The 23,452-nt window shown below is 59.2% G+C and carries 18 protein-coding genes; 7 read left to right on the top strand and 11 right to left on the bottom strand.

Annotated features, from left to right (window positions below):
* Positions 1-64: 64 nt before the first annotated feature.
* Positions 65-2,701: a DNA topoisomerase (ATP-hydrolyzing) subunit A gene (gene gyrA, locus BJ885_RS10885; RefSeq protein WP_029740918.1), complete on the bottom strand. Its 2,637-nt coding sequence runs from the start codon at positions 2,699-2,701 to the stop codon at positions 65-67.
* A gap of 146 nt (positions 2,702-2,847) precedes the next feature.
* On the opposite strand from gyrA, the gene ubiG reads away from it, so the two are divergent.
* From ubiG to yfaE, 4 genes are all read left to right on the top strand, one after another.
* Complete coding sequence (gene ubiG / locus BJ885_RS10880; protein ID WP_029740919.1) at positions 2,848-3,576, top strand: bifunctional 2-polyprenyl-6-hydroxyphenol methylase/3-demethylubiquinol 3-O-methyltransferase UbiG; 729 nt, start codon at positions 2,848-2,850, stop codon at positions 3,574-3,576.
* A 347-nt stretch (positions 3,577-3,923) separates the two neighbouring features.
* Positions 3,924-6,209, top strand: coding sequence for a class 1a ribonucleoside-diphosphate reductase subunit alpha (gene nrdA, locus BJ885_RS10875; protein ID WP_023312513.1), 2,286 nt, complete (start codon positions 3,924-3,926; stop codon positions 6,207-6,209).
* 49 nt (positions 6,210-6,258) lie between these two features.
* The gene (gene nrdB, locus BJ885_RS10870) at positions 6,259-7,389 is read left to right on the top strand and encodes a class Ia ribonucleoside-diphosphate reductase subunit beta (protein ID WP_029740920.1); all 1,131 of its coding nucleotides are present in this window, start codon (positions 6,259-6,261) and stop codon (positions 7,387-7,389) included.
* Positions 7,389-7,643: a class I ribonucleotide reductase maintenance protein YfaE gene (gene yfaE / locus BJ885_RS10865; RefSeq protein WP_023294104.1), complete on the top strand. Its 255-nt coding sequence runs from the start codon at positions 7,389-7,391 to the stop codon at positions 7,641-7,643. The genes nrdB and yfaE overlap by 1 nt, the downstream gene beginning before the upstream one ends.
* 105 nt (positions 7,644-7,748) lie before the next feature.
* On the opposite strand, the gene glpQ is transcribed toward yfaE, so the two are convergent.
* Together glpQ and glpT are read right to left on the bottom strand one after the other, a co-directional pair.
* Entirely contained in the window at positions 7,749-8,807 is a 1,059-nt protein-coding gene (gene glpQ / locus BJ885_RS10860; RefSeq protein ID WP_121931919.1) for a glycerophosphodiester phosphodiesterase, read from the bottom strand.
* 11 nt (positions 8,808-8,818) lie between these two features.
* The gene (glpT, locus tag BJ885_RS10855; protein ID WP_029740922.1) at positions 8,819-10,171 is read right to left on the bottom strand and encodes a glycerol-3-phosphate transporter; all 1,353 of its coding nucleotides are present in this window, start codon (positions 10,169-10,171) and stop codon (positions 8,819-8,821) included.
* Between the two features lie 252 nt (positions 10,172-10,423).
* Between glpT and glpA the strand changes: the two genes are divergently transcribed.
* The 3 genes from glpA to glpC are packed head-to-tail and all read left to right on the top strand — an operon-like array spanning position 10,424 to position 14,446.
* Positions 10,424-12,052, top strand: a complete 1,629-nt coding sequence (gene glpA / locus BJ885_RS10850) for an anaerobic glycerol-3-phosphate dehydrogenase subunit A (RefSeq protein WP_121931918.1) — start codon at positions 10,424-10,426, stop codon at positions 12,050-12,052.
* The gene (glpB, locus tag BJ885_RS10845; RefSeq protein WP_121931917.1) at positions 12,042-13,259 is read left to right on the top strand and encodes a glycerol-3-phosphate dehydrogenase subunit GlpB; all 1,218 of its coding nucleotides are present in this window, start codon (positions 12,042-12,044) and stop codon (positions 13,257-13,259) included. The genes glpA and glpB overlap by 11 nt, the downstream gene beginning before the upstream one ends.
* Positions 13,256-14,446, top strand: coding sequence for an anaerobic glycerol-3-phosphate dehydrogenase subunit GlpC (gene glpC / locus BJ885_RS10840; protein ID WP_121931916.1), 1,191 nt, complete (start codon positions 13,256-13,258; stop codon positions 14,444-14,446). Before glpB ends, glpC begins: the two co-directional genes overlap by 4 nt.
* A gap of 33 nt (positions 14,447-14,479) precedes the next feature.
* Here the strand turns inward: glpC and BJ885_RS10835 are convergent, their stop codons facing one another.
* The 8 genes from BJ885_RS10835 to menF form a co-directional block, all read right to left on the bottom strand.
* A complete protein-coding gene (locus tag BJ885_RS10835; RefSeq protein WP_047647214.1) occupies positions 14,480-15,679 on the bottom strand; it encodes a nicotinamide mononucleotide deamidase-related protein YfaY in 1,200 nt (399 codons plus the stop codon).
* Between the two features lie 93 nt (positions 15,680-15,772).
* Positions 15,773-16,312 (bottom strand): YfaZ family outer membrane protein, encoded by a 540-nt coding sequence (locus tag BJ885_RS10830; RefSeq protein ID WP_024908211.1) that lies wholly within the window; start codon positions 16,310-16,312, stop codon positions 15,773-15,775.
* A 124-nt stretch (positions 16,313-16,436) separates the two neighbouring features.
* On the bottom strand, positions 16,437-17,798 hold the full coding sequence (gene menE / locus BJ885_RS10825) for an o-succinylbenzoate--CoA ligase (protein ID WP_121931915.1): 1,362 nt from the start codon (positions 17,796-17,798) through the stop codon (positions 16,437-16,439).
* Positions 17,795-18,760, bottom strand: a complete 966-nt coding sequence (gene menC / locus BJ885_RS10820) for an o-succinylbenzoate synthase (RefSeq protein ID WP_121931914.1) — start codon at positions 18,758-18,760, stop codon at positions 17,795-17,797. Before menC ends, menE begins: the two co-directional genes overlap by 4 nt.
* On the bottom strand, positions 18,760-19,617 hold the full coding sequence (gene menB / locus BJ885_RS10815; protein ID WP_029740930.1) for a 1,4-dihydroxy-2-naphthoyl-CoA synthase: 858 nt from the start codon (positions 19,615-19,617) through the stop codon (positions 18,760-18,762). Before menB ends, menC begins: the two co-directional genes overlap by 1 nt.
* Complete coding sequence (gene menH, locus BJ885_RS10810; protein ID WP_121931913.1) at positions 19,614-20,390, bottom strand: 2-succinyl-6-hydroxy-2,4-cyclohexadiene-1-carboxylate synthase; 777 nt, start codon at positions 20,388-20,390, stop codon at positions 19,614-19,616. The genes menB and menH overlap by 4 nt, the downstream gene beginning before the upstream one ends.
* Positions 20,387-22,057: a 2-succinyl-5-enolpyruvyl-6-hydroxy-3-cyclohexene-1-carboxylic-acid synthase gene (menD, locus tag BJ885_RS10805; protein WP_121931912.1), complete on the bottom strand. Its 1,671-nt coding sequence runs from the start codon at positions 22,055-22,057 to the stop codon at positions 20,387-20,389. The genes menH and menD overlap by 4 nt, the downstream gene beginning before the upstream one ends.
* 88 nt (positions 22,058-22,145) lie before the next feature.
* Entirely contained in the window at positions 22,146-23,441 is a 1,296-nt protein-coding gene (gene menF / locus BJ885_RS10800) for an isochorismate synthase MenF (RefSeq protein WP_121931911.1), read from the bottom strand.
* Positions 23,442-23,452: the final 11 nt, after the last annotated feature.

Raw genomic sequence — 23,452 nt, 5'->3', positions numbered from 1 at the left:
TTGACTTATCTGCTTGTGCAAAAGAAAAGGGCCGGAAACCGGCCCTTTTTTGCATCAGGAGACATTACTCGTCAGCGTCATCCGCTACGTCATCGTCGGTGTCGGCTTCCGGCGCGATATCATCATCGCCTTCCGCAACGCTACCGTCGATGGAATCGAGCTCTTCATCATCCACCGGCTCAGCAACGCGCTGCAGACCCACCACGTTTTCATCTTCCGCTGTACGGATGAGGATCACGCCTTGGGTGTTACGCCCCACCACGCTGATCTCAGACACGCGGGTACGCACCAGCGTACCGGCATCGGTGATCATCATGATCTGGTCGGCATCGTCTACCTGCACCGCGCCCACAACGGAACCGTTGCGCTCGGTCACTTTGATAGAGATAACGCCCTGCGTGCCGCGAGATTTGGTTGGGTATTCCCCTTCCGCCGTACGTTTACCGTAACCATTCTGCGTCACGGTCAGGATAGCCCCTTCACCGCGCGGAATAATCAGAGAAACAACGCTGTCTTCGCCAGCCAGTTTGATACCACGAACGCCCGTAGCGGTACGACCCATCGCACGGACAGCGTTCTCTTTAAAGCGCACCACTTTACCGGCCGCAGAGAACAGCATCACTTCATCAGAACCGGAGGTCAGATCCACGCCGATCAGCTCGTCGCCTTCGTTCAGGTTCACCGCGATAATACCGGCGGAACGTGGGCGGCTGAACTCGGTCAGCGCGGTTTTCTTCACGGTACCGCTGGCGGTCGCCATAAAGACGTTCACGCCCTCTTCGTACTCGCGTACCGGCAGGATGGCGGTGATTCGTTCGTTCGCTTCCAGCGGCAGCAGGTTAACGATTGGACGGCCACGCGCGCCGCGGCTCGCTTCCGGCAGCTGATAAACTTTCATCCAGTACAGACGACCGCGGCTGGAGAAGCAGAGGATCGTGTCATGGGTGTTCGCCACCAGCAGGCGGTCAATAAAGTCTTCTTCTTTAATACGAGCTGCAGACTTGCCTTTACCGCCACGACGCTGTGCTTCGTAGTCGGTCAGCGGCTGATACTTCACATAGCCCTGGTGAGACAGGGTGACCACCACGTCTTCGCGGTTGATCAGATCTTCAATGTTGATATCAGAGCTGTTCGCGGTGATTTCGGTGCGGCGCGCATCGCCGAACTGATCGCGGACCAGCTCCAGCTCTTCACGGATCACTTCCATCAGACGCTCTGCGCTGCCCAGGATATGCAGCAGTTCAGCAATCTGTTCCAGCAGCTCTTTGTATTCGTCGAGCAGTTTTTCATGCTCAAGGCCGGTCAGTTTCTGCAGACGCAGATCCAGAATCGCCTGGGCCTGCTGTTCAGTCAGGTAATACTGACCATCACGCACGCCGAATTCAGGTTCCAGCCACTCTGGACGCGCTGCGTCATCGCCCGCACGTTCCAGCATCGCGGCGACGTTACCCAGATCCCACGGACGGGAAATCAGGCCGGCTTTCGCTTCCGCCGGGGTTGGCGCACGACGGATCAGTTCGATGATCGGGTCGATGTTGGCCAGCGCAACCGCCAGCGCTTCAAGGATGTGCGCACGGTCGCGCGCTTTGCGCAGTTCGAAGATGGTACGACGAGTCACCACTTCACGGCGGTGACGCACGAACGCGCTCAGGATCTCTTTCAGGTTCATGATCTTCGGCTGACCATGGTGCAGTGCAACCATGTTGATACCGAAGGAGACCTGAAGCTGAGTCTGGGAGTACAGGTTGTTCAGCACAACCTCACCCACCGCGTCGCGTTTGATCTCAATCACGATGCGCATTCCGTCTTTGTCAGACTCGTCACGCAGCGCGCTGATGCCTTCAACGCGTTTTTCTTTTACCAGCTCGGCGATTTTTTCAATCAGACGCGCTTTGTTCACCTGATACGGGATCTCGTGAACAATGATGGTTTCACGACCGGTTTTAGCGTCCGCTTCCACTTCGGCGCGGGCACGGATGTATATCTTGCCGCGGCCGGTGCGGTACGCTTCTTCAATACCGCGACGACCATTGATGATCGCCGCCGTTGGGAAGTCCGGGCCCGGGATGTGTTCCATCAGCCCTTCAATGCTGATGTCTTCATCGTCGATATAGGCCAGGCAGCCGTTGATCACCTCGGTGATATTGTGCGGCGGAATGTTGGTTGCCATACCGACCGCGATACCGGACGAACCGTTAACCAGCAGGTTCGGGATCTTGGTTGGCATCACATCTGGGATGCGCTCGGTGCCGTCGTAGTTATCGACGAAATCAACGGTCTCTTTTTCCAGGTCGGCCATCAGCTCATGAGCGATTTTCGACATACGGATTTCCGTATAACGCATCGCCGCAGCGGAGTCGCCGTCGACTGAACCAAAGTTACCCTGACCATCTACCAGCATGTAGCGCAAGGAGAATGGCTGCGCCATACGAACGATGGTGTCATAAACGGCGGTATCACCATGCGGGTGATATTTACCGATAACGTCACCGACGACGCGGGCAGATTTTTTATAGGCTTTATTCCAGTCATTGCCCAATACGTTCATGGCGTATAGTACGCGACGGTGTACCGGCTTAAGGCCATCGCGGACGTCCGGCAGCGCACGGCCAACAATGACCGACATCGCATAGTCCAGATAGGAGCTCTTCAGCTCTTCCTCGATGTTAACCGGTGTAATTTCTCTCGCAAGGTCGCTCATCTAACCGCTATCCCTCTACTGTATCCCGGATTCAAAGGTCGCAAATTATAACACAGCCGAGGTGATTGAGGTAAACCTATACGCTTTATTCACGGGGATTGCCTGATATACTCCTTTGTCTTGCTAAATAAGGAGTAAAAGCGCCCATGAATGCCGAAAAATCCCCGGTGGCTCACAACGTTGACCACGAAGAGATTGCCAAATTTGAAGCGGTGGCGTCCCGCTGGTGGGATCTCGAAGGTGAGTTCAAACCGCTGCATCGCATTAACCCGCTGCGTCTGGGCTATATCGCGGAGCGTTCCGGCGGTCTGTTCGGTAAGAAAGTGCTCGACGTCGGCTGCGGCGGCGGCATCCTGGCTGAGAGCATGGCGCGCGAAGGGGCGAATGTTACGGGCCTGGATATGGGCTTTGAACCGCTGCAGGTTGCCCGCCTTCACGCGCTGGAGTCCGGCATACAGGTGGAATATGTGCAGGAAACCGTGGAAGAGCACGCGGCAAAACACGCCCATCAGTACGATGTGGTGACCTGCATGGAGATGCTGGAGCACGTTCCCGATCCGCAGTCGGTGGTGCACGCCTGTGCAAAACTGGTGAAACCGGGCGGCCAGGTCTTCTTCTCAACAATCAACCGTAACGGTAAAGCCTGGCTGATGGCCGTTGTCGGCGCTGAGTATGTGCTGCGCATGGTGCCGAAAGGGACGCACGACGTGAAGAAATTCATTAAGCCTGCGGAGTTGTTAGGCTGGGTTGACCAGACGTGGCTCAAAGAGCAGCACATCACCGGCCTGCACTACAATCCGCTGACCGATAAATTCAAACTCGCACCGGGCGTTGATGTTAACTATATGTTGCACACAACCGCCAAAAACGACTAACGTCATTCGTTATTCTTATAAAGATTGCGCGACATCATGTTGCGCAATTCTGACCTCCCGTTGAAGAAATCAGCACTCGATCAAATTTTGAATTTTTTTTCTTAATTATTGACATGTCTTCCAGGCCTTACGGTACGAGGACTTAGCCTTTTTTACCCTTTCACAACCTCAATTTAACGTCAAAATCAACCCTTGTGCTGAAATGATTCGATACTAGAATACTCACCATATAGCGTTTATCTTATCGCAAACCCCCTATATGTAGTATTTATCCACAGAGTTAGTCACAAGACGGATCTGTGGATAAGCGGGGGATATTTTTTATTTCACGGACAGGTAAAACCCACATGAATCAGAGTCTGCTGGTGACAAAGCGCGACGGTACTACCGAGCGTATCAATCTGGACAAAATCCATCGAGTTCTCGACTGGGCAGCAGAAGGACTGAACAACGTATCTATCTCCCAGGTTGAACTGCGTTCTCACATTCAGTTCTACGACGGTATCAAAACGTCTGATATCCACGAAACAATCATTAAAGCAGCGGCAGACCTCATCTCCCGCGAAGCACCGGATTATCAGTACCTCGCTGCACGTCTGGCGATTTTCCACCTGCGTAAAAAAGCCTACGGCCAGTTTGAGCCGCCGAAGCTTTACGATCACGTAGTGAAAATGGTTGAGCTGGGCAAATACGACACGCATCTGCTGGAAGACTATACGGAAGAAGAGTTCGAGCAGATGAACGGGTTTATCGATCACTGGCGCGACATGAACTTCTCCTACGCGGCGGTGAAGCAGCTCGAAGGCAAATACCTGGTTCAGAACCGTGTAACCGGTGAGATCTACGAAAGCGCCCAGTTCCTCTATATTCTGGTGGCCGCCTGCCTGTTCTCTAACTACCCGCGTGACACCCGTCTGGAATACGTGAAGCGTTTCTACGATGCGGTATCCACGTTCAAGATTTCTCTGCCGACGCCAATCATGTCTGGCGTGCGTACCCCAACCCGTCAGTTCAGCTCCTGCGTACTGATCGAGTGTGGTGACAGCCTGGATTCCATCAACGCCACCTCCAGCGCCATCGTGAAATACGTTTCCCAGCGTGCCGGTATCGGCATCAACGCCGGTCGCATTCGTGCGCTGGGCAGCCCGATTCGCGGCGGTGAAGCGTTCCACACCGGCTGTATCCCGTTCTATAAACACTTCCAGACGGCAGTAAAATCCTGCTCTCAGGGCGGCGTGCGCGGCGGTGCTGCAACCCTGTTCTACCCGATGTGGCACCTGGAAGTGGAAAGCCTGCTGGTCCTGAAAAACAACCGCGGCGTTGAAGGCAACCGCGTGCGTCACATGGACTACGGCGTGCAGATCAACAAGCTGATGTACACCCGTCTGCTGAAAGGCGAAGACATCACGCTGTTCAGCCCGTCCGACGTTCCGGGCCTGTATGACGCGTTCTTCGCCGATCAGGACGAGTTCGAGCGTCTGTACACCAAATACGAAAAAGACGACAGCATCCGTAAGCAGCGCGTGAAGGCGGTAGACCTGTTCTCCCTGATGATGCAGGAACGTGCCTCTACCGGCCGTATCTACATCCAGAACGTGGACCACTGCAACACCCACAGCCCGTTTGATCCAGTAGTTGCGCCAGTGCGCCAGTCTAACCTGTGCCTGGAGATCGCCCTGCCGACCAAACCGCTGGAAGACGTGAACGACGAAAACGGCGAAATCGCGCTGTGTACGCTGTCCGCGTTCAACCTGGGCGCAATTAAGAGCCTGGACGAGCTGGAAGAGCTGGCAGTGCTGGCGGTTCGCGCGCTCGACGCCCTGCTGGACTACCAGGATTATCCAATCCCGGCCGCTAAACGCGGTGCGATGGGCCGCCGTACCCTGGGTATCGGCGTGATCAACTTCGCCTACTGGCTGGCGAAAAACGGCAAGCGCTACTCCGACGGCAGCGCCAACAACCTGACGCACCAGACGTTCGAAGCCATTCAGTACTACCTGATGAAAGCCTCTAACGAGCTGGCGAAAGAGCAAGGCGCGTGCCCGTGGTTCAACGAAACCACCTACGCGAAAGGCATTCTGCCAATCGACACCTACAAGAAAGACCTGGATGCAATCGTCAGCGAGCCGCTGCATCTCGACTGGGAAGGTCTGCGCGAGTCCATCAAGACTCACGGCCTGCGTAACTCCACGCTCTCTGCCCTGATGCCGTCCGAGACCTCGTCGCAGATCTCTAACGCCACCAACGGTATTGAACCGCCGCGCGGCCACGTCAGCATTAAAGCGTCGAAAGACGGCGTGCTGCGTCAGGTCGTACCGGACTACGAAACGCTGGGTAATAACTACGAGCTGCTGTGGGAAATGCCAAACAACGACGGCTACCTGCAGCTGGTAGGTATCATGCAGAAGTTTATCGACCAGTCGATCTCTGCCAATACCAACTATGACCCGACGCGCTTCCCGTCCGGCAAGGTACCGATGCAGCAATTGCTGAAAGACCTGCTCACCGCCTACAAATTTGGCGTGAAAACGCTGTACTATCACAACACCCGTGACGGTGCGGAAGACGCGCAGGACGACATGGTACCGTCAATTCAGGACGATGGCTGCGAAAGCGGCGCATGTAAGATCTAATGAAGGGCGGGGATATCCCCGCCTTTATTTCGTAAGACAGGACACACTCATGGCATATACCACCTTTTCACAGACGAAAAACGACCAGCTCAAAGAGCCGATGTTCTTCGGCCAGCCGGTCAACGTGGCACGCTACGATCAGCAAAAATATGACATCTTCGAAAAGCTGATCGAAAAGCAACTCTCCTTCTTCTGGCGCCCGGAAGAAGTGGACGTTTCCCGCGACCGTATTGATTACCAGTCGCTACCGGATCACGAAAAACATATCTTCATCAGCAACCTGAAGTACCAGACGCTGCTGGACTCCATTCAGGGTCGTAGCCCGAACGTGGCGCTGCTGCCGCTGATCTCCATTCCTGAGCTGGAAACCTGGGTGGAAACCTGGGCGTTCTCCGAGACGATCCACTCCCGCTCTTACACCCACATCATCCGCAACATCGTGAACGATCCGGCGGTGGTGTTTGACGATATCGTCACCAACGAGCAGATCCAGAAGCGCGCGGAAGGCATTGCCCACTACTACGACGAGCTGATCCAGATGACCAGCTACTGGCATCTGCTGGGCGAAGGCACCCACAACGTGAACGGTAAAACCGTTACCGTTAACCTGCGCGCGCTGAAAAAGCAGCTGTACCTGTGCCTGATGAGCGTCAACGCGCTGGAAGCGATCCGCTTCTACGTGAGCTTTGCCTGCTCCTTCGCCTTTGCCGAGCGCAAGCTGATGGAAGGCAACGCCAAAATCATCCGTCTGATTGCCCGCGATGAAGCCCTGCACCTGACAGGTACCCAGCACATGCTGAACCTGCTGCGCAGCGGTACGGACGATCCGGAGATGGCGGAAATCGCCGAAGAGTGCAAGCAGGAGTGCTACGACCTGTTCGTGCTGGCGGCTCAGCAGGAGAAAGAGTGGGCAGACTACCTGTTCCGCGACGGCTCCATGATTGGCCTGAACAAAGACATCCTGTGCCAGTACGTTGAGTACATCACCAACATCCGCATGCAGGCCGTCGGTCTTGACCTGCCGTTCCAGACGCGCTCTAACCCGATTCCGTGGATCAACACCTGGCTGGTGTCCGATAACGTGCAGGTTGCGCCGCAGGAAGTGGAAGTCAGCTCTTATCTGGTCGGTCAGATTGATTCTGAAGTCAACACCGACGACCTGAGCAACTTCCAGCTCTGATGTCACGCGTCACGCTACGTCTTTCCGGCACTGAGGTGCTGTGTCGGGAGGAGCACCCTTCTCTGCTGGTGGCGCTTGAGGCGCATCAGGTAGAAGTAGAGTACCAGTGTCGTTCCGGCTACTGCGGCTCCTGCCGCTGCCGTCTGGTCGCCGGCCAGGTGGACTGGCTGACCGAGCCGCTGGCCTTTATCAACGAAGGGGAAATTTTGCCCTGCTGCTGCCGGGCAAAAGGCGATATTGAGATCGAAATGTGATGTTGTCCGTATCCCCTCTCCCGGTGGGAGAGGGTTAGGGTGAGGGCATCAGGCCGCAGAGCCTGATTGTCGGGTGGAGTCTTCGCCTTACCCGACCTACTAAACCTACTTCCGGTGAATGAATTCGACCGCTTTATCCGGGAAATCCGTAAACAGTCCGTCCACGCCCGCCTGGTTATACAACACCTCATAAAGCTGATTCACATCCGTGGCATACGGCGGCAGCTGGTCTGCACGCACGGTATACGGATGCACCTGCATCTTGCTGGCGTGCGCCTCTTTCACCATCGCCGTCAGCTTCACGTGGCCCGGCGCTGAGCCTTCCGCCACCAGCATGTGGTAATCCGGCCCGATGCCGTCGGCGTACTGCGCAATCTGCTTCATCGCGCCCGGCTTAAACATCCAGTCGTAGCTGTAGTTCACCCACTTGCCGTTCGGCTGCTTCTCCTGGGTTTCATTCCAGTCGGTATAGGCAATCAGCTGTACCAGATTAAGGTTCATCCCCATCTTCGGCTCCAGCTCGGTTTTGATGCGCTTCAGCTCGACGGCGTCAAAACACTGCAGGTAGACTTTGTCCTTCTTGCTGGTGTAGCCGTACTGTTTCAGCACCTCCAGCGTCTTCGCGGCAATGTCCTTCCCCTCCTGATGGTGGAACCACGGCGCTTTGATCTCCGGGTAGATGCCGATATTTTTACCGGTTGAGTGGTTCAGCCCCTGAACAAACTCAATCTCTTCCTGGAAGGTATGGATCCGGAAGTCAGATTTGCCCATTGGGAAACGTCCCGGATAGACCTGCACCTTCTTGCCGTTTTCAATCTCGAAGCCCTCGGTAAACTTCAGGGACCGGATCTCCGCCAGGGTGAAATCAATGGCGTAGTAGCGGCCATCTTTTCGCGCGCGGTCAGGGTATCGCTCCGCCACGTCCGTCACGCGGTCCAGATAGTGGTCATGCAGGACGACCAGCTGGTCGTCCTTCGTCATCACCAGATCTTGCTCCAGATAATCCGCGCCCTGGGCATAGGCCATCGCTTTCGCCGGCAGCGTATGCTCCGGCAGATAGCCGCTGGCGCCGCGGTGGGCGATAACGATTTTATCCGCCGCCAGCGCGGAGCCTGTCATCAGGCCCGCCAGCAGCAGGCCGGTTGTTACGTAAGATAATTTCATCGCAATGCTCCTTATTGACGACGCGCCTGCACTTCCGCGTGGTGGCGTTTCTCACCGATCATCACAACAATCAGCAGCAGTACCGCCAGCACGCTGCCGCCGATCATCACCATAAAGCCGCCGTCCCAGCCGAAGAAATCAACGGTGTAGCCCACTATGGCGCTCGCCGCGACCGAACCGCCCAGATAGCCGAACAGACCGGTAAAGCCTGCCGCCGTGCCTGCCGCTTTTTTCGGTGCCAGCTCCAGCGCGTGCAGACCGATCAGCATTACCGGACCATAAATCAGGAAGCCAATGACGATCATGCAGGCCATGTCTACTGATGGGTTGCCCGGCGGGTTGAGCCAGTACACGACGGTCGCGATAGTGACCAGGGTCATAAAGAACACGCCCGTCGCGCCGCGGTTACCTTTAAACACCTTGTCCGACATCCAGCCGCAAAGCAGCGTGCCCGGGATCCCGGCATATTCATACAGGAAATAGGCCCAGGACGATTTATCCAGCGCGAAGTGCTTCACCTCTTTCAGGTAGGTCGGGGACCAGTCCAGAATGCCGTAGCGCAGCAGATAAACGAACACGTTCGCCACCGCGATGTACCACAGCAGCTTGTTCGGCAGGACGTACTTCATGAAGATCTGTTTTGCGGTCAGCTCTTCTTCGTGCTCTTTGCTGTAATCATCCGGATAGTCGTTTTTGTACTCTTCAATCGGCGGCAGGCCGCAGGACTGAGGCGTGTCGCGCATCAGCGCGAAGGCGATAATCGCCACGACGATGGCGCCGAAGGCTGGCATATACAGCGCAGCGTGCCAGTCGTTGAACCAGGCCATCCCCAGCAGGAACAGCAGCGGCGGAATACCGCCCCCCACGTTATGCGCGCAGTTCCACACCGACACGATGCCGCCGCGCTCCTTCTGCGACCACCAGTGCACCATGGTGCGTCCGCACGGCGGCCACCCCATCCCCTGGAACCAGCCGCAGAGGAACAGCAGCACGAACATAATCGCAATACTGGACGTCGCCCACGGCACAAAGCCCATGAACAGCATGACCGCGGCCGCCAGGATCAGGCCGGCAGGCAGGAACACCCGCGGATTGGAGCGATCCGACACGGAACCCATGATGAATTTGGAAAAACCGTAGGCAATTGAGATCCCCGACAGCGCGAACCCCAGATCGCCGCGGGAGAAGCCCTGCTCCACCAGATACGGCATGGCGAGCGCGAAGTTTTTACGTACAAGGTAGTACGCCGCGTACCCGAAGAAGATCCCCAGGAAAATTTGCCAGCGCAGACGGCGGTATAGCGGATCAATTTCTGCCTCTGGCAGACGCGCCCGATGCGGCGCAGGTTTGAAGATACTGAGCATAACAGCCTCCGTGGCCTTGAATTGAATGAGCAGGTGGCTCGCACCTGAATTCCAGAGGCGGGGATGTTAAGAAATCACGGTGATTGTTACTGTGAATCAACGCACAGATTGTTACAGAAATATGACAGAATGCGCAAAAAAGCGCATGAAATCACGTTTCACTTTCGAATTTCGCGCGTTTATGTTCGAAATCAAACAAACCACACTATTGATATGGCTAAATGATAAAAAAACGAACATAGAGGGTAAACAATGACCATTCACGATCCTCGCTACAGCGATGTGATAATCATTGGCGGTGGCGCAACCGGCGCCGGGATCGCACGCGACTGCGCCCTTCGCGGCTTAAGCGTCACGCTGCTGGAGCGCCACGACATCGCCACGGGCGCAACCGGGCGTAACCACGGCCTGCTGCACAGCGGCGCGCGGTACGCGGTTACCGACGGTGAATCCGCACGCGAATGTATTGCTGAAAACCAGATCCTCAAGCGTATCGCCCGCCACTGCATTGAGCCGACCGACGGCCTCTTTATTACCCTTCCCGAAGATGACCTCGCCTTTCAGGACACCTTTATTACCGCCTGCACTGCGGCGGGCATTCAGGCTGAGGCCATGGACCCGGCGCTGGCGCGGCGGCTGGAACCGTCTGTTAACCCGGCGCTTATCGGCGCGGTGAAAGTGCCTGACGGCACCGTTGACCCCTTCCGCCTGACCGCCGCCAATATGCTGGACGCCCGCGAGCATGGCGCGCGCATCCTGACCGGGCACGAAGTGACCGGGCTTATCCGCGAGGGAAACCGCATCTGCGGCGTGCGGATCCTCGATACGCAATATAATGAACACAGCGAGCTGTATGCCGCCGTTGTGGTCAACGCGGCGGGGATCTGGGGGCAGCGCATCGCGGAATACGCGGATCTGTCGGTGCGCATGTTCCCGGCAAAAGGCTCGCTGCTGATCCTCGACCACCGCATCAATAACCACGTGATCAACCGCTGCCGCAAACCGTCCGATGCCGATATCCTCGTCCCGGGCGACACCATTTCGTTAATCGGTACCACCTCAACCCACGTGGACTACAGCGAGATTGACTACAACCGCGTGACCGCCGAAGAGGTCGACGTCCTGCTGCGTGAAGGGGAAAAGCTGGCCCCGGTGATGGCCCAGACGCGTATTCTGCGCGCCTACGCGGGCGTGCGTCCGCTGGTCGCCAGCGACAACGACCCGAGCGGGCGTAACGTCAGCCGGGGCATTGTGCTGCTCGATCACGCCGAGCGCGACGGCATGGACGGGTTTATCACCATCACCGGCGGCAAGCTGATGACCTACCGCCTGATGGCCGAGTGGGCGACCGATGCCGTCTGCCGCAAGCTGGGGAATACCGAAACATGCGTGACGGCAGACCAGCCGCTGCCCGGCTCGCGGCAGTCCACCGAAAAAACGCTGCAAAAAATTATCTCCCTGCCCGCGCCGCTGCGCGGATCCGCGATTTACCGCCACGGCGACAGAACGCCACAGTGGCTCGGTGAAGGACGCCTGAGCCGCAGCCTGGTGTGCGAGTGCGAAGCCGTCACCGCCGGTGAGGTGCAGTACGCGGTGGAAAGTCTGACGGTCAACAGCCTGCTCGATCTTCGCCGCCGCACCCGCGTGGGAATGGGGACCTGTCAGGGCGAGCTGTGCGCCTGTCGTGCCGCCGGGCTGCTGCAGCGTTTTCATACCACCACCGCCACCCAGTTGCTCGATCAGCTCAGCGCGTTTTTAAACGAGCGCTGGAAAGGCATTCAGCCTGTCGCCTGGGGCGATGCCCTGCGCGAAAGCGAATTTACCCGCTGGGTCTACCAGGGGCTTTGCGGTCTTGAGAAGGAGCAACGCGATGAAATTTGATACCGTAATCGTCGGCGGCGGGCTGGCAGGTCTGCTCTGCGGCATCAAGCTCTCGAAGCAGGGGCTGCGCTGCGCCATTATCACCCGGGGCCAGAGCGCCCTGCACTTCTCGTCGGGCTCGCTGGATCTGGTGGACGAAGCGTACCGCGATAAGCTGCCGCCGGAGCACCCGTATCACCTGATTGGCGCCCAGCATATTGACCGCTTTGCGCTGGAAACCGAAGCGCTGCTGGCGGGCTGCGGCGCGCGTCTGAAGGGAAGCGCCCGGCTAAATCACCAGCGCGTCACGCCGCTCGGCACCCTACGCTCTGCCTGGCTCAGCCCGGAGGAGGTACCCGTTGCACCCTTCAATGCCGCGCGCGTGCGGGTCGTGGGTATTAGCGGTTTTCTGGATTTTCAGCCCCATCTCACGGCGGCGTCGCTCTGTCGCCAGGGCGTTAAGGCCGAAACGGCAGAGATAGAGCTGCCCGAGCTTGATGTCCTGCGCGACAACCCGAGCGAATTTCGCGCGGTGAATATCGCCCGTTTTCTGGATAACGAGGACAAATGGCCGCTGCTGTATGACGCGCTCAGGCCGCTCAGCGACGGCTGCGACGCCCTGCTGATACCCGCCTGCTTTGGTTTACGCGACAACCGGCTCTGGCGCTGGCTCTCGGATCGTCTGCCCTGCTCGCTCGGCCTGCTGCCCACGCTGCCCCCTTCCGTACCCGGCATTCGCCTGCATACCCAGCTCCAGCGCCAGTTTGTCGCGCAGGGCGGCGTGTGGATGGCGGGCGATGAGGTGAAAAAAATCACCCTGACCGACGGCGCGGTGAGCGAAATCTGGACGCGCAACCACGACGATATTCCGCTTCGTGCCCGCTATACGGTGCTGGCAAGCGGCAGCTTCTTCAGCAACGGGCTGCTGAGCAGCCGGGAGGGCATCCGGGAAGCTATCATGGGGCTGGATGTTCGCCAGCGAGCCTCCCGCGCGGACTGGTATCAGAGTGATTTCTTCTCGCCGCAGCCCTGGCAGCAGTTCGGCGTGATTGTCGATAGCCAGCTGCATCCGCAACTTTCCGGTAAGCCCGTCAGTAATCTCTTTGCCATCGGCTCGCTGCTGGGCGGGTACGATCCCATTGCTCAGGGATGCGGTGGCGGGGTCTGCGCCGTCACGGCGCTGTATGTGGCAGAGCAGATTAGCCAGCGCACGGAGGCTGAACAATGAACGACACCCGTTTTGAAAGCTGCATTAAATGCACGGTGTGCACCACCGTCTGTCCGGTCAGCGGCGTGAACCCACGCTATCCTGGCCCGAAACAGGCCGGGCCGGACGGCGAGCGTCTGCGTCTGAAGGACGGTAAGCTGTACGACGAGGCGCTGAAATACTGTATTAACTGCAAACGCTGCGAAGTCGCCTGCCCGTCGGATGTTAAAATCGGCGATATCATCCAGCGCGCCCGGGCGCGCTACAGCACGCAAAAGCCGACGCTGCGGGACGCGATCCTGAGCCATACCGATCTGATGGGCAGCGTCTCGACGCCATTTGCCCCGCTGGTGAATGCCGCGACCTCTCTCAAGCCGGTGCGCCAGCTGCTGGATGCGACGCTGAAGATAGATCATCACCGCAGCCTGCCAAAATATTCTCACGGCACCTTCCGCCGCTGGTACAAATCCGTCGCGGCGGAACAGGCGCAGTACGCCGATCAGGTGGCCTTCTTCCACGGCTGCTATGTGAACTACAACCACCCGCAGCTGGGCAAAGATCTGCTGAAGGTGCTGAACGCCATGGGAACGGGCGTTCAGCTACTGAACAAAGAGAAGTGCTGCGGCGTACCGCTTATCGCCAACGGGTTTACCGATAAAGCGCGCAGGCAGGCTCAAGGCAATGTCGCGTCACTGCGTGAAGCGATTGTCGATAAAGGTATTCCGGTGCTGGCGACCTCGTCCACCTGTACCTTCACCCTGCGCGATGAGTACCCGCATCTGCTGGACGTGGATAACGCCGGCCTGCGCGAGCACATCGAGCTGGCGACGCGCTTCCTGTGGCGCAAGCTGGACGGCGGACAGACGCTGCCGCTGAAGACATTACCGCTGAAAGTGGTGTATCACACGCCGTGTCATATGGAGAAAATGGGCTGGTCGCTCTATACGCTTGAGCTGCTGCGGTTAATTCCAGGCCTGGAGCTGACGGTGCTGGATTCGCGCTGCTGCGGGATTGCGGGGACCTACGGCTTTAAGCGTGAAAACTACGAAACGTCACAGGCGATTGGCGCCCCGCTGTTCCGTCAGATTGAAGAGAGCGGCGCGGATATCGTGGTAACGGACTGCGAAACCTGCAAGTGGCAGATTGAGATGTCCACCAGCAAGCGCTGCGAACATCCAATCACCCTGCTGGCGAAGGCGCTGGGCTAAACAGTGCCGGGGCGAAAGGCCCCGGCACAGGTTTTACTCGATGAACAGCGACTCGACAACGTTAATCCAGCCGTGCTCGCTGGCAACCTCTTTGCCATTCAGCCAGCGGCGCAGCATGTTCAACGCCATCATGGCGCAAACCTCCTGACGCACCGCCAGGCTGTGGCGGGTGATGCTCATTTTTACCCGCAGGGCCCAGGTGCCTTCCGGCGTCGCCAGCGCGAAGTTAAGGTATTCCTCGTCCAGCCCCCCGACGAACAGCGCCAGACCGGCAAAATGCTTCACCCTTCTCTCTGAAGCCCAGCGGGCGGTCTGCGCCAGCGTCTCCTGCTGGAACGGCACCACTTCGCTGGCCAGCAGCGGCGCGTTGACGCGCGACAGCTGCAGCGCCAGCAGGCCACCGGTGAACTGCTCGCTTAAGGTCACGCTCAGCTGACGCGACTGCAGGTGCGTCGCAATCTGCGCGGGCAGCCCTTCCGTCCCTTCAAAGATCAGGCTTTCGCCCGCTACGCGCTGCACCTCGGGCCACAGGGCCAGCATCGCCTCTTTCTGCTCGGCCGGGCCTGTCAGCTTGAGTTCAATGATCGGCATGGAGGAGCGGTAGCCCATTGAGACACCCGGCGGCAGCGGGAGAGGGTCAAGGCTCTGGGCCAGATCGCTTTCCGAGCGGCCAAAGGTGGTCAGACGCAGGCACAGCGGCGGTTCAGGCAGGGTAAAACGATCGCGAAGGCGCGGCAGGATCTGCTGCTCGACCATCACTTTAAATTCTGAGGGCACGCCCGGCGTGAAGAACATCAGGCAGCGGTTCAGCTGCATGGCAAACCCGCACGCGGTACCCACCGGGTTATCGACCAGCTCGGCGCTGGCGGGAATTTCAGCCTGTTTGCGGTTGCTGGGGGCCATGACGCGGCCACGTTCGGAGAAAAAGCGCTCCATCTGCGAAAGCCACGCCTCGTGCAGCACCAGCCCTTCGCCTTTTGCGGTGGCGGCGGCCAGCGCGCTGAGATCGTCGCTAGTGGGGCCGAGCCCGCCGTTCACAATCAGCACGTCGCACTGTTCGCTGCGCTCGCGCAGAATAGCGACCAGCGACTCAAGATTGTCGCCCACGGTATTGCGGCGCGTTAACGGTAATCCTTGCTCAAAGAAAAGATCGGCAAGCCAGGCAGCATTGGTATCAATAATTTGTCCATGCAGCACTTCGTCGCCGGTGGATAACATCTCCACGTTAATCATTATGTTCTCCCGCTTATTTGGTCAAAACACTATAGCGCAAACGCGGGGTGGAGAAGAGAGAAACTGGCGCGACAGAACGCCGCGCCGGAGTGATTAGAAGCCTGCGCTGACGCCCACGTACGGGCCGTCGGCCAGCGCGTTATCGCGGTTCCCGTCTTTACCGGCCAGGTTCAGATAGCGATAGCCCGCTTCGATGGTAATGGGACGCATGATGGTCCAGCGCGCGCCGGCGTTGGCCTCTTCATAGCTTTCGATACCGCTTGAGAGGGAGTCCGGCGAATAGTAGTACTCACCAAACAGGCCGAAGCTGTCGCCAATTTTCCACTGCAGGCCGCCGCCCACTGCCGCCGCGTACCCTTCGTCACCGTCATTTGGGTTGGTATAGATACCTTTACCGCCGACGGTGGCCAGGAACGGGCCAAGAGGAACGTTCAGACCCAGGCCGAGGCTGGCCGCGTCACCGTCGTCATCGTTATGCGTCCAGCCGCCGGTCATCGCCAGACCGGATGTCTCGGTACCCATGCCAAAGCCCAGGTGGGTATAATCCTGACCCGCCGAGCCGTTAATGCTGATGGCGTTAGCCGCCGCAGATACAACCATCAGGCCGAAGCCCAGTAATGCCACTTTTTTCATTGTCGTGATCCCGCACAATTATTATAAAGAAGTCCCAAAACCGCGAGATTTTAACCGGAGTCTCCCGCGGATCAAGCACTCTGCGTGCGGCAGGTCAGTAGATTGTAATTATTTGAAACGGCTATTATCCCTTCAGCGAGGCGTTCACCCACTGCTGCAACGCGCGGCGCGAGACTTTAATGCCGCCATTTTTGAGTTCGGTCGGCAACAGCAGCCAGCGGACGGGTTGCTCAAAACGCGCCACCTTATCCCTGACCCAGTCAGGTAAACAGCTGATATCCGTTCCCGGCTCGCACTCCACCACCGCCACCGGACGCTGTCCAAACTCGGCGTCGTCCAGCGGAACGATAAACACCTGGTTAATCTGCGGATGGCGGGCGATAACGCGCTCAAGGCTCTCCGGCTGGATCCCTTCTCCGCCGCTAAAAAAGAGGTTGTCCATGCGGCCCAGGATCGTCAGGCGACCGTCATGCCATTCACCGCGATCGCGGGTGGCGAACCATCCCTGCGCGTTGGTCAGCGGAACTAGTTCGCCGTCCCGCCAGTAGCCTGAGGCCATACTCTCTGCCCGGATCCAGACTTCACCGTCAACCACCTGCACCTCTCTGCCCGGCAGCGCATAGCCTACGTCCGGCTCGCCGTCCGCCGCTTTCGCGCAGACGGTAGAGGCAAACTCGGTCAGGCCGTAGCCGCAGAAGGTGCGAATCCCCTGCTCGCGCGCCTGCTGCGTCAATTCAACAGGGATGGCGGCCCCGCCCAGCAGCACCGCTTTCAGTGCGACAGGCTGGTGGGTATTAAGCAGGCGCCAGAGCTGGGTCGGCACCAGCGAGGCGTGCGTACAGCCGAGCAGCGCCTGCGCCAGGGGCTGTTTCTCGCGCACGGTTAACCGCGCGCCGGCCTGCAGCCAGCGCCATAAAATCCCCTGCCCGGAAACGTGAAACAGCGGCAGCGAAAGCAGCCAGTCGTCGTCTTCGCCGTAGGGCATCAGCGCCAGCACGCCGCGCGCGCTGGCGAGATGGGCGTCGCAGGTATGCACCGCCGCTTTCGGCAGCCCGGTGGAGCCGGAGGTTAGCGTCATCGACGCCAGCCGCGCCGGCTGCCACGCAACGCAATATTCCCCCGCATGCTCGCGCATGCTCAGACCAGGAAGACCGTCAAAGGTACCGTCCAGCACCAGCGCAAAGCGCAGCGTCATCTGCGGAAGCAACACGTCCAGCAGCGGGCGAGGCAGCTGCGGATTAACGGGAAGAATACGCGCCCCGCACTGGAGCAGCGCCAGCCACGCCAGCAGGGTTAGCGGATGATTATGGGCCAGCAGCAGCACGCCGTTGCCCTCCTCCACGCCCTGCAGGTGAAACTCTGCCGCAAGGCGGTCGACGCGGGCGCACAGCTGTTGCCAGCTGAGCACTTCGTCGTTCAGCCTCAGGGCCGGTTTATCAGCAAACTGCGCGCGCCAGTGCCGCCACGGCCAGTCGGTAAAACTCATAACAACGGCTCCAGCGCCGTGACGTCGAGGCACGGCAGCGCGCTGTCCGGCCACGTGCGGATAAGCTGGGCCTGCATCAGGTTCAGCGTGTCGAGGCCGGGGATCGTATCCGGCGTTAACCAGGCGGCAATGCGCGCCAGCTGGGTCAGCCCAAGGCTGGACTCAATCGACGAGCTGATGACCGCCGTCAGCCCCGAAGCGTGCGCCGCCGAGACCTGCTCGCGCACCTTCGCCAGGCTGCCGGTCAGCGTCGGTTTAATCACCACCGCGCTGACGCCGGGCTCGGCGATAAATTCAAAATCCTCCTCTCGCAGGCTTTCATCCCAGGCGATGGCTATCCCCGTTTCGCGGGCAAACGCGCGCGAATCGTCGCGGGTTTTGCAGGGTTCTTCGAGGAAGGCAATGCGGCTGCGGTACGCCGGGTTGACGTACTTTGCAAACTGCTGCGCCTTGAGCGGCGTCCAGGCGCGGTTAGCGTCCAGACGCAGATGAAGGTCGGGGATGGCTTCCAGCAGCAGGTTAGCGACCATTCCGTCGCGCACCGCTTCGTAGAGACCGACTTTAATTTTCGCCACTTTCTCGCCCGGCATGGCGGAGAGCAGCGCGAACAGCTCGTCAGGATCGCCCGTGCAGAGCGGTGCCGCGCGGTAGTTAGCCTCTTCAGGCAGGCTGCCGTCGAGCTCCGCCAGCGCGCAGCTGATGCCAAAAGCCGCGGAAGACACGTCCGGCAACGCCGGATCCGCGCCCTCGCGCCACGCGTCCGCCCACGCCAGCAATGCTGACTGCGCGTCATCCAGCGACTCCAGGCTAAAGCCCGGCAGAGGTGAAATCTCGCCCCAGCCTTCCCGCTCGTCCTGCTGCAGATGCACGAATAAGCCGTCACGGGTTTTTAACCGCCGTTCACGCAGCACCACGCCCGCGTCCATCGGTATCTGCCAGCGGTAAACCTGCGCGCGACGCATTACGGGTTCCGTTTGTATTTGCTGAAGTCCGGCTGGCGTTTTTCGTTAAACGCGTTGCGCCCTTCCTGACCCTCTTCGGTCATGTAGAACAGCATGGTGGCGTTGCCCGCCAGCTCCTGCAGACCCGCCTGTCCGTCGCAGTCGGCGTTGAGAGCGGCCTTCAGGCAGCGCAGCGCCATCGGGCTGTTTTGCAGCATTTCGCGACACCAGCGAACGGTCTCTTTTTCGAGATCGGCAATCGGCACCACGGTATTCACCAGGCCCATATCCAGCGCTTCCTGGGCATTGTACTGACGGCACAGGAACCAGATTTCGCGGGCTTTTTTCTGCCCGACGATGCGTGCCATATACGAGGCGCCCCAGCCGCCGTCGAAGGAGCCTACTTTCGGACCGGTCTGGCCGAAGATGGCGTTCTCGGCGGCAATGGTCAGATCGCACATCATGTGCAGCACGTGACCGCCGCCGATGGAGTAGCCCGCCACCATCGCCACCACCGGTTTTGGACAGGTGCGGATCTGACGCTGGAAATCGAGGACGTTCAGGTGGTGGGTACCCGCATCGTCCTGGTATCCGCCGTAGTCGCCGCGCACTTTCTGATCGCCACCGGAGCAGAACGCTTTATCGCCTTCGCCGGTCAGGACAATCACGCCGATGTTGTCGTCGTAGCGCGCATCCGCCAGGGCCTGAATCATCTCTTTCACGGTCAGCGGACGGAAGGCGTTACGCACCTGCGGACGGTTGATGGTGATTTTGGCAATGCCGTCGGCGGATTTGTGGTAACGAATGTCGGTGTAGCCTTCGGAGCAGTCCTGCCATTCAACCGGGGCGTAAAGCATGTTTTCATCAGGATAGATCATAGAGTGTCCTTTATTCGATAACGCAGTATCTGAGCCAGACTCGCGATAACCGCATCGGGGTTTTCCCGGTGGGCGTTGTGTCCGGCATTGGGAATGGCATGGCGAACGGCGTTCATTTCCGCGGCAAGGGCCGCGAACTTCTCATCCCGTTCGCCATAGAGATAGTCAAAAGAGAAATCGCGTGCGCTAAGCGCGGCACGCAAATCCGGCTGCACGGCCAGCGAGGTCGCCTCGAGCATCATAGCCAGCGTCTCGCCGTTGTTCTGGCTGCGCAGGGTAATCAGCGCCTCGCGTTGGGCGTCCGTGAGGGAGGCGAACACGGGCTGTTGGTACCAGTCAGCGAACACTTTCTCCAGCGGTTCGGTGCGAAAACGCCCTGCCCAGCGGCGGTCGGACGCCAGCCGCGCATTTCGCGCCTCGGCATCCTGCAGGCCCGGGTGTCCTCCCTCCACCATCACGCCCTGCAGCCCCTTCGGCTGCTGGCAAGCGTGGAACATCGCAATGCGGCCGCCGAGGGAGTACCCGATGAGCCAGAATTTCAGTATGTTGTAACTAATAAGGGTTCGGGTGAGCAACGTGCTCATCTCGTCAAACCCCGTCATGCCCAGATCCTGGGATCCACCGTGACCCGGCAGATCCAGGTACAGCCGGGGGTAATCGCTGAGCCCTTCACCTACCCTCTGCCACTCGCGGCAGTCACCGGAAAAACCGTGTAAAAAGACCAGCCAGGGATAGCCTGGTTTGCCAGCCTGCTGCACGCCAGAGAGGATCACAGCTGGCTCACCTGCGCCAGCAGGCTTTGCAGGGCCTGCGCACCGTCAGCCTCGTTCACCACCAGCTCAATCAGCGTTGCGCCCGGCTGCTTCCAGGCGCTGCTTAACGCCGCGTCCAGCTGTTCCCAGCTTTCCGGGCGATGGTATTTCAGGCTAAACATCGCCGCGGCGTGTTCGAACTGCACGTTCTGAGGCATCAGATAGAAGCGCTCGCGCTCGCTCTGGGGCGTTGGCAACAGGGAGAAAATCTGCCCGCCGTTGTTGTTGACCACAATCAGCACAAACGGGGCTGACGCCTGACGCAGCAGCGCCAGCGCGTTGAGATCGTAGAGCGCGGAGAGATCGCCCACGATCGCCAGCGTCGATTTCGCGCTGGCGCGCTGCACGCCCGCCGCCGTGGAGATCAGCCCGTCGATGCCGCTGGCACCGCGGTTGCTGTACACCGGGTAGCCCGCGGGCAGCTTCGAAAACGCATCAATCAGCCGCACGACCAGGCTGTTGCCGACAAACAGCTGCCCCTGTTCAGGCAGGCACTGGCGAATACGGTGCGCCAGCCCGGCTTCGCTAAACGCTTCACAGTGCGCTTTGGTCAGTTCCCATGCCTGACGCGAAAGGTCCGGGATGGCCACAGCCCAGGGCTTGCGTTTTTCAGCCGGATGAAGCGTCAGCCAGGCATCGATGCTGCTGACCAGACGACGGCCGCGGTGGTGCGCCGGGTCAAGCCGTCCTTCCAGCGAATCCACCAGCCAGTACTCTTCCGGCGTGCAGGTGGCCTGCCACTGCAGTAACCGTTTGCCGGTCAAACTCGATCCAAGCTGGACCACAATCTGCGCCTGCGCAAGCTCGGTGACCGCTTTGGCATTACCCAGCCAGAGGTCGGCGCACGGCAGCGGCTGCCCGGTCTGGGAAAGCACATCGCCTATCAGCGGCCAGCCAAGGGTTTGCGCCCATTCAGCGACCAGCCTGCCTTCGGCGGCGCTCATGCGCCCGGCAATCACTACGCCGCGCTTCTGCCGCCAGAAGAACCAGTCGCGCTGCTTCGCGCTCTCAAGATGCGTCTGCTCGCGCAGCCACGGTTTTTCACTCTGCCACCAGTCGCCGAGAGACTGCTGCCAGTCCAGACCCGTCTCGTCCAGCTCGCCGTACAGCGGCTCGGCAAACGGGCAGTTGATATGCAACGCCCCGCTGCGCAACGTCTCCATAGCGTGATCGACGGTGGAGACCAGCCAGCTTGCCGGAATATCCTGGGTGGGACGCGGTAACGAAATCGTCTGCGAAGGATGCGAAGAAAAGAGCCCCGGCTGGCGAATGGCCTGATTGGCACCGCAGTCGATAAGCTCAGGGGGACGATCGGCCGTCAGTAAGATCACTCTTTCACCCGTTAACCCGGCTTCAATCAGGGCCGGATAGAGGTTCGCCACGGCGGTACCGGAGGTGACGATCACCGCCACAGGTTCTTTGCTGACTTTCGCCAGACCCAGCGCAAGATGCCCGAGGCCGCGTTCATCAAAGTGGGTGTGGTGAATGAACGCCCGGTTTTCTGCGGCCGCCAGCGTCAGCGGCGTTGAGCGAGAACCCGGTGCAATACACACGTGCCTGACGCCATGGCGCGTCAGGGCTTCAAGGATCACCGCCGCCCAGCGTCGGTTAAAAGAACTTACTGACATGAGATTGTCCGGTATCAAGAATGCGACACAGTATAAATAATAGAAAAAATTGGAATTTTGATATGAATCGGGATTGCGCGAATCTGTATTAATCCCTTAGGAGCAGAGAGCGCAATCCGGCTGCTTTATTTTCAATCTCCTGCCACTCCTGCTCCGGGTCAGATCCGCTGACAATACCGGCACCGGCGTAGAGCCGCAGGGAGTCCTCCTGAACGCGCGCGGAGCGCAGCGCCACGCAGAACTCACTCTGTTCGGGGGATAAATACCCGGCCGAACCGGCGTACCACTCGCGGTTAAAGGGTTCAACCTTCTGGATAAACTCGCGCGCGGGCTGTCGGGGTAATCCAGCAACGGCCGCGGTCGGCTGTAACATGAGCAGACACTGCTCGTCATCGGCCTGTTTGAGCTCGGTCCAGATACAGCGGCGCAAATGCTGCACCTTACGCAGGCGTACCACCTGGGGGGGCAGTACCTCAAGCGTCTGCGTAGAGCGCTGAAGACGCTGGCAGATATCTTCCACCACCAGCATATTTTCGCGCTGGTTTTTATCATCATTGAGCAGCCACTCGCCGAGACGCTGCGCCTGGCTATCTTCGGTATGGCTGGCGACGGTGCCAGCGAGCGCTTCCGTGCGCAGCAGCTTGCCGCGCCGTCGCCAGAGACGCTCGGGCGTAGAGCCGAGAAACGCGTTGCTGGCGTCGAATACCATGCAGAAATGGTAGCAGTGTAAATTCAGGGCGCGGCTGGCCGCCATCAGCGCGACGGGGTTAACGCGCTGCGTAAACTGCAGATCGGTTGCCCGGGCGAGAACCACTTTTTCAAAATCACCGCGCGCGATGGTCTCCGTCGCCCTGCGGATAAGCTTCAGCCATTCGGCCTGCTGCGGCTGATGGGTTTCGTGCTCAACCTGCACGGAGAGCGGACGGATAGATCTGGCAGGACGAAGCCGCTGTAAAAAATCCAGCGCGGCGCGGGCATCCTCCACAAGCGAGCGGTCGCTCCAGAGCTGCAGGCGCAGCGTGGCGTTGCCGGCGGTACGTCGCCAGAGCAGTCGCGGTAAAAAGAGGCTGCCCTGCTCCGGATTAAAGGCGTTCAGGCCGCAGATGCGGGTATCACTTGCCGCGTTTTGCTCGCGCAAAAACTGCGAGGCTAATGCCAGAGAGGAAAATTGGGTGACCGCCCCCAGCGCGGCCAGTTCTTCATCGCCGTTACGCTGCTGCCAGTAAAACTGCGGATAACACTGCTGCTCGCCCAGCCAGGCGAGGGGATCGAAGGCGTCGTTTAACGGGAAAGAGACGTCGAAATGACGTATGCCGGGTGCTGCGGGTAACGCTTGCGATAGCTGGGTACGCAGTTGCTCCAGCGCGAGGAAAATCGAATTCACGCGAACCTCTC

Source organism: Enterobacter sp. WP_7_1, assembly GCF_003688535.1.
Classification (GTDB): Bacteria; Pseudomonadota; Gammaproteobacteria; order Enterobacterales; family Enterobacteriaceae; genus Enterobacter; species Enterobacter asburiae.
The sequence above is the reverse complement of the archived record's forward strand: the minus strand, read 5'-3'. Positions and strand labels throughout refer to the sequence as shown.

Excerpts from the sequence above, each read along its gene's own strand:
- gyrA (WP_029740918.1), bottom strand. The coding sequence starts at position 2,701 with ATGAGCGACCTTGCGAGAGAAATTACACCGGTTAACATCGAGGAAGAG.
- ubiG (WP_029740919.1), top strand. The coding sequence starts at position 2,848 with ATGAATGCCGAAAAATCCCCGGTGGCTCACAACGTTGACCACGAAGAG.
- nrdA (WP_023312513.1), top strand. The coding sequence starts at position 3,924 with ATGAATCAGAGTCTGCTGGTGACAAAGCGCGACGGTACTACCGAGCGT.
- nrdB (WP_029740920.1), top strand. The coding sequence starts at position 6,259 with ATGGCATATACCACCTTTTCACAGACGAAAAACGACCAGCTCAAAGAG.
- yfaE (WP_023294104.1), top strand. The coding sequence starts at position 7,389 with ATGTCACGCGTCACGCTACGTCTTTCCGGCACTGAGGTGCTGTGTCGG.
- glpQ (WP_121931919.1), bottom strand. The coding sequence starts at position 8,807 with ATGAAATTATCTTACGTAACAACCGGCCTGCTGCTGGCGGGCCTGATG.
- glpT (WP_029740922.1), bottom strand. The coding sequence starts at position 10,171 with ATGCTCAGTATCTTCAAACCTGCGCCGCATCGGGCGCGTCTGCCAGAG.
- glpA (WP_121931918.1), top strand. The coding sequence starts at position 10,424 with ATGACCATTCACGATCCTCGCTACAGCGATGTGATAATCATTGGCGGT.
- glpB (WP_121931917.1), top strand. The coding sequence starts at position 12,042 with ATGAAATTTGATACCGTAATCGTCGGCGGCGGGCTGGCAGGTCTGCTC.
- glpC (WP_121931916.1), top strand. The coding sequence starts at position 13,256 with ATGAACGACACCCGTTTTGAAAGCTGCATTAAATGCACGGTGTGCACC.
- BJ885_RS10835 (WP_047647214.1), bottom strand. The coding sequence starts at position 15,679 with ATGATTAACGTGGAGATGTTATCCACCGGCGACGAAGTGCTGCATGGA.
- BJ885_RS10830 (WP_024908211.1), bottom strand. The coding sequence starts at position 16,312 with ATGAAAAAAGTGGCATTACTGGGCTTCGGCCTGATGGTTGTATCTGCG.
- menE (WP_121931915.1), bottom strand. The coding sequence starts at position 17,798 with ATGAGTTTTACCGACTGGCCGTGGCGGCACTGGCGCGCGCAGTTTGCT.
- menC (WP_121931914.1), bottom strand. The coding sequence starts at position 18,760 with ATGCGTCGCGCGCAGGTTTACCGCTGGCAGATACCGATGGACGCGGGC.
- menB (WP_029740930.1), bottom strand. The coding sequence starts at position 19,617 with ATGATCTATCCTGATGAAAACATGCTTTACGCCCCGGTTGAATGGCAG.
- menD (WP_121931912.1), bottom strand. The coding sequence starts at position 22,057 with ATGTCAGTAAGTTCTTTTAACCGACGCTGGGCGGCGGTGATCCTTGAA.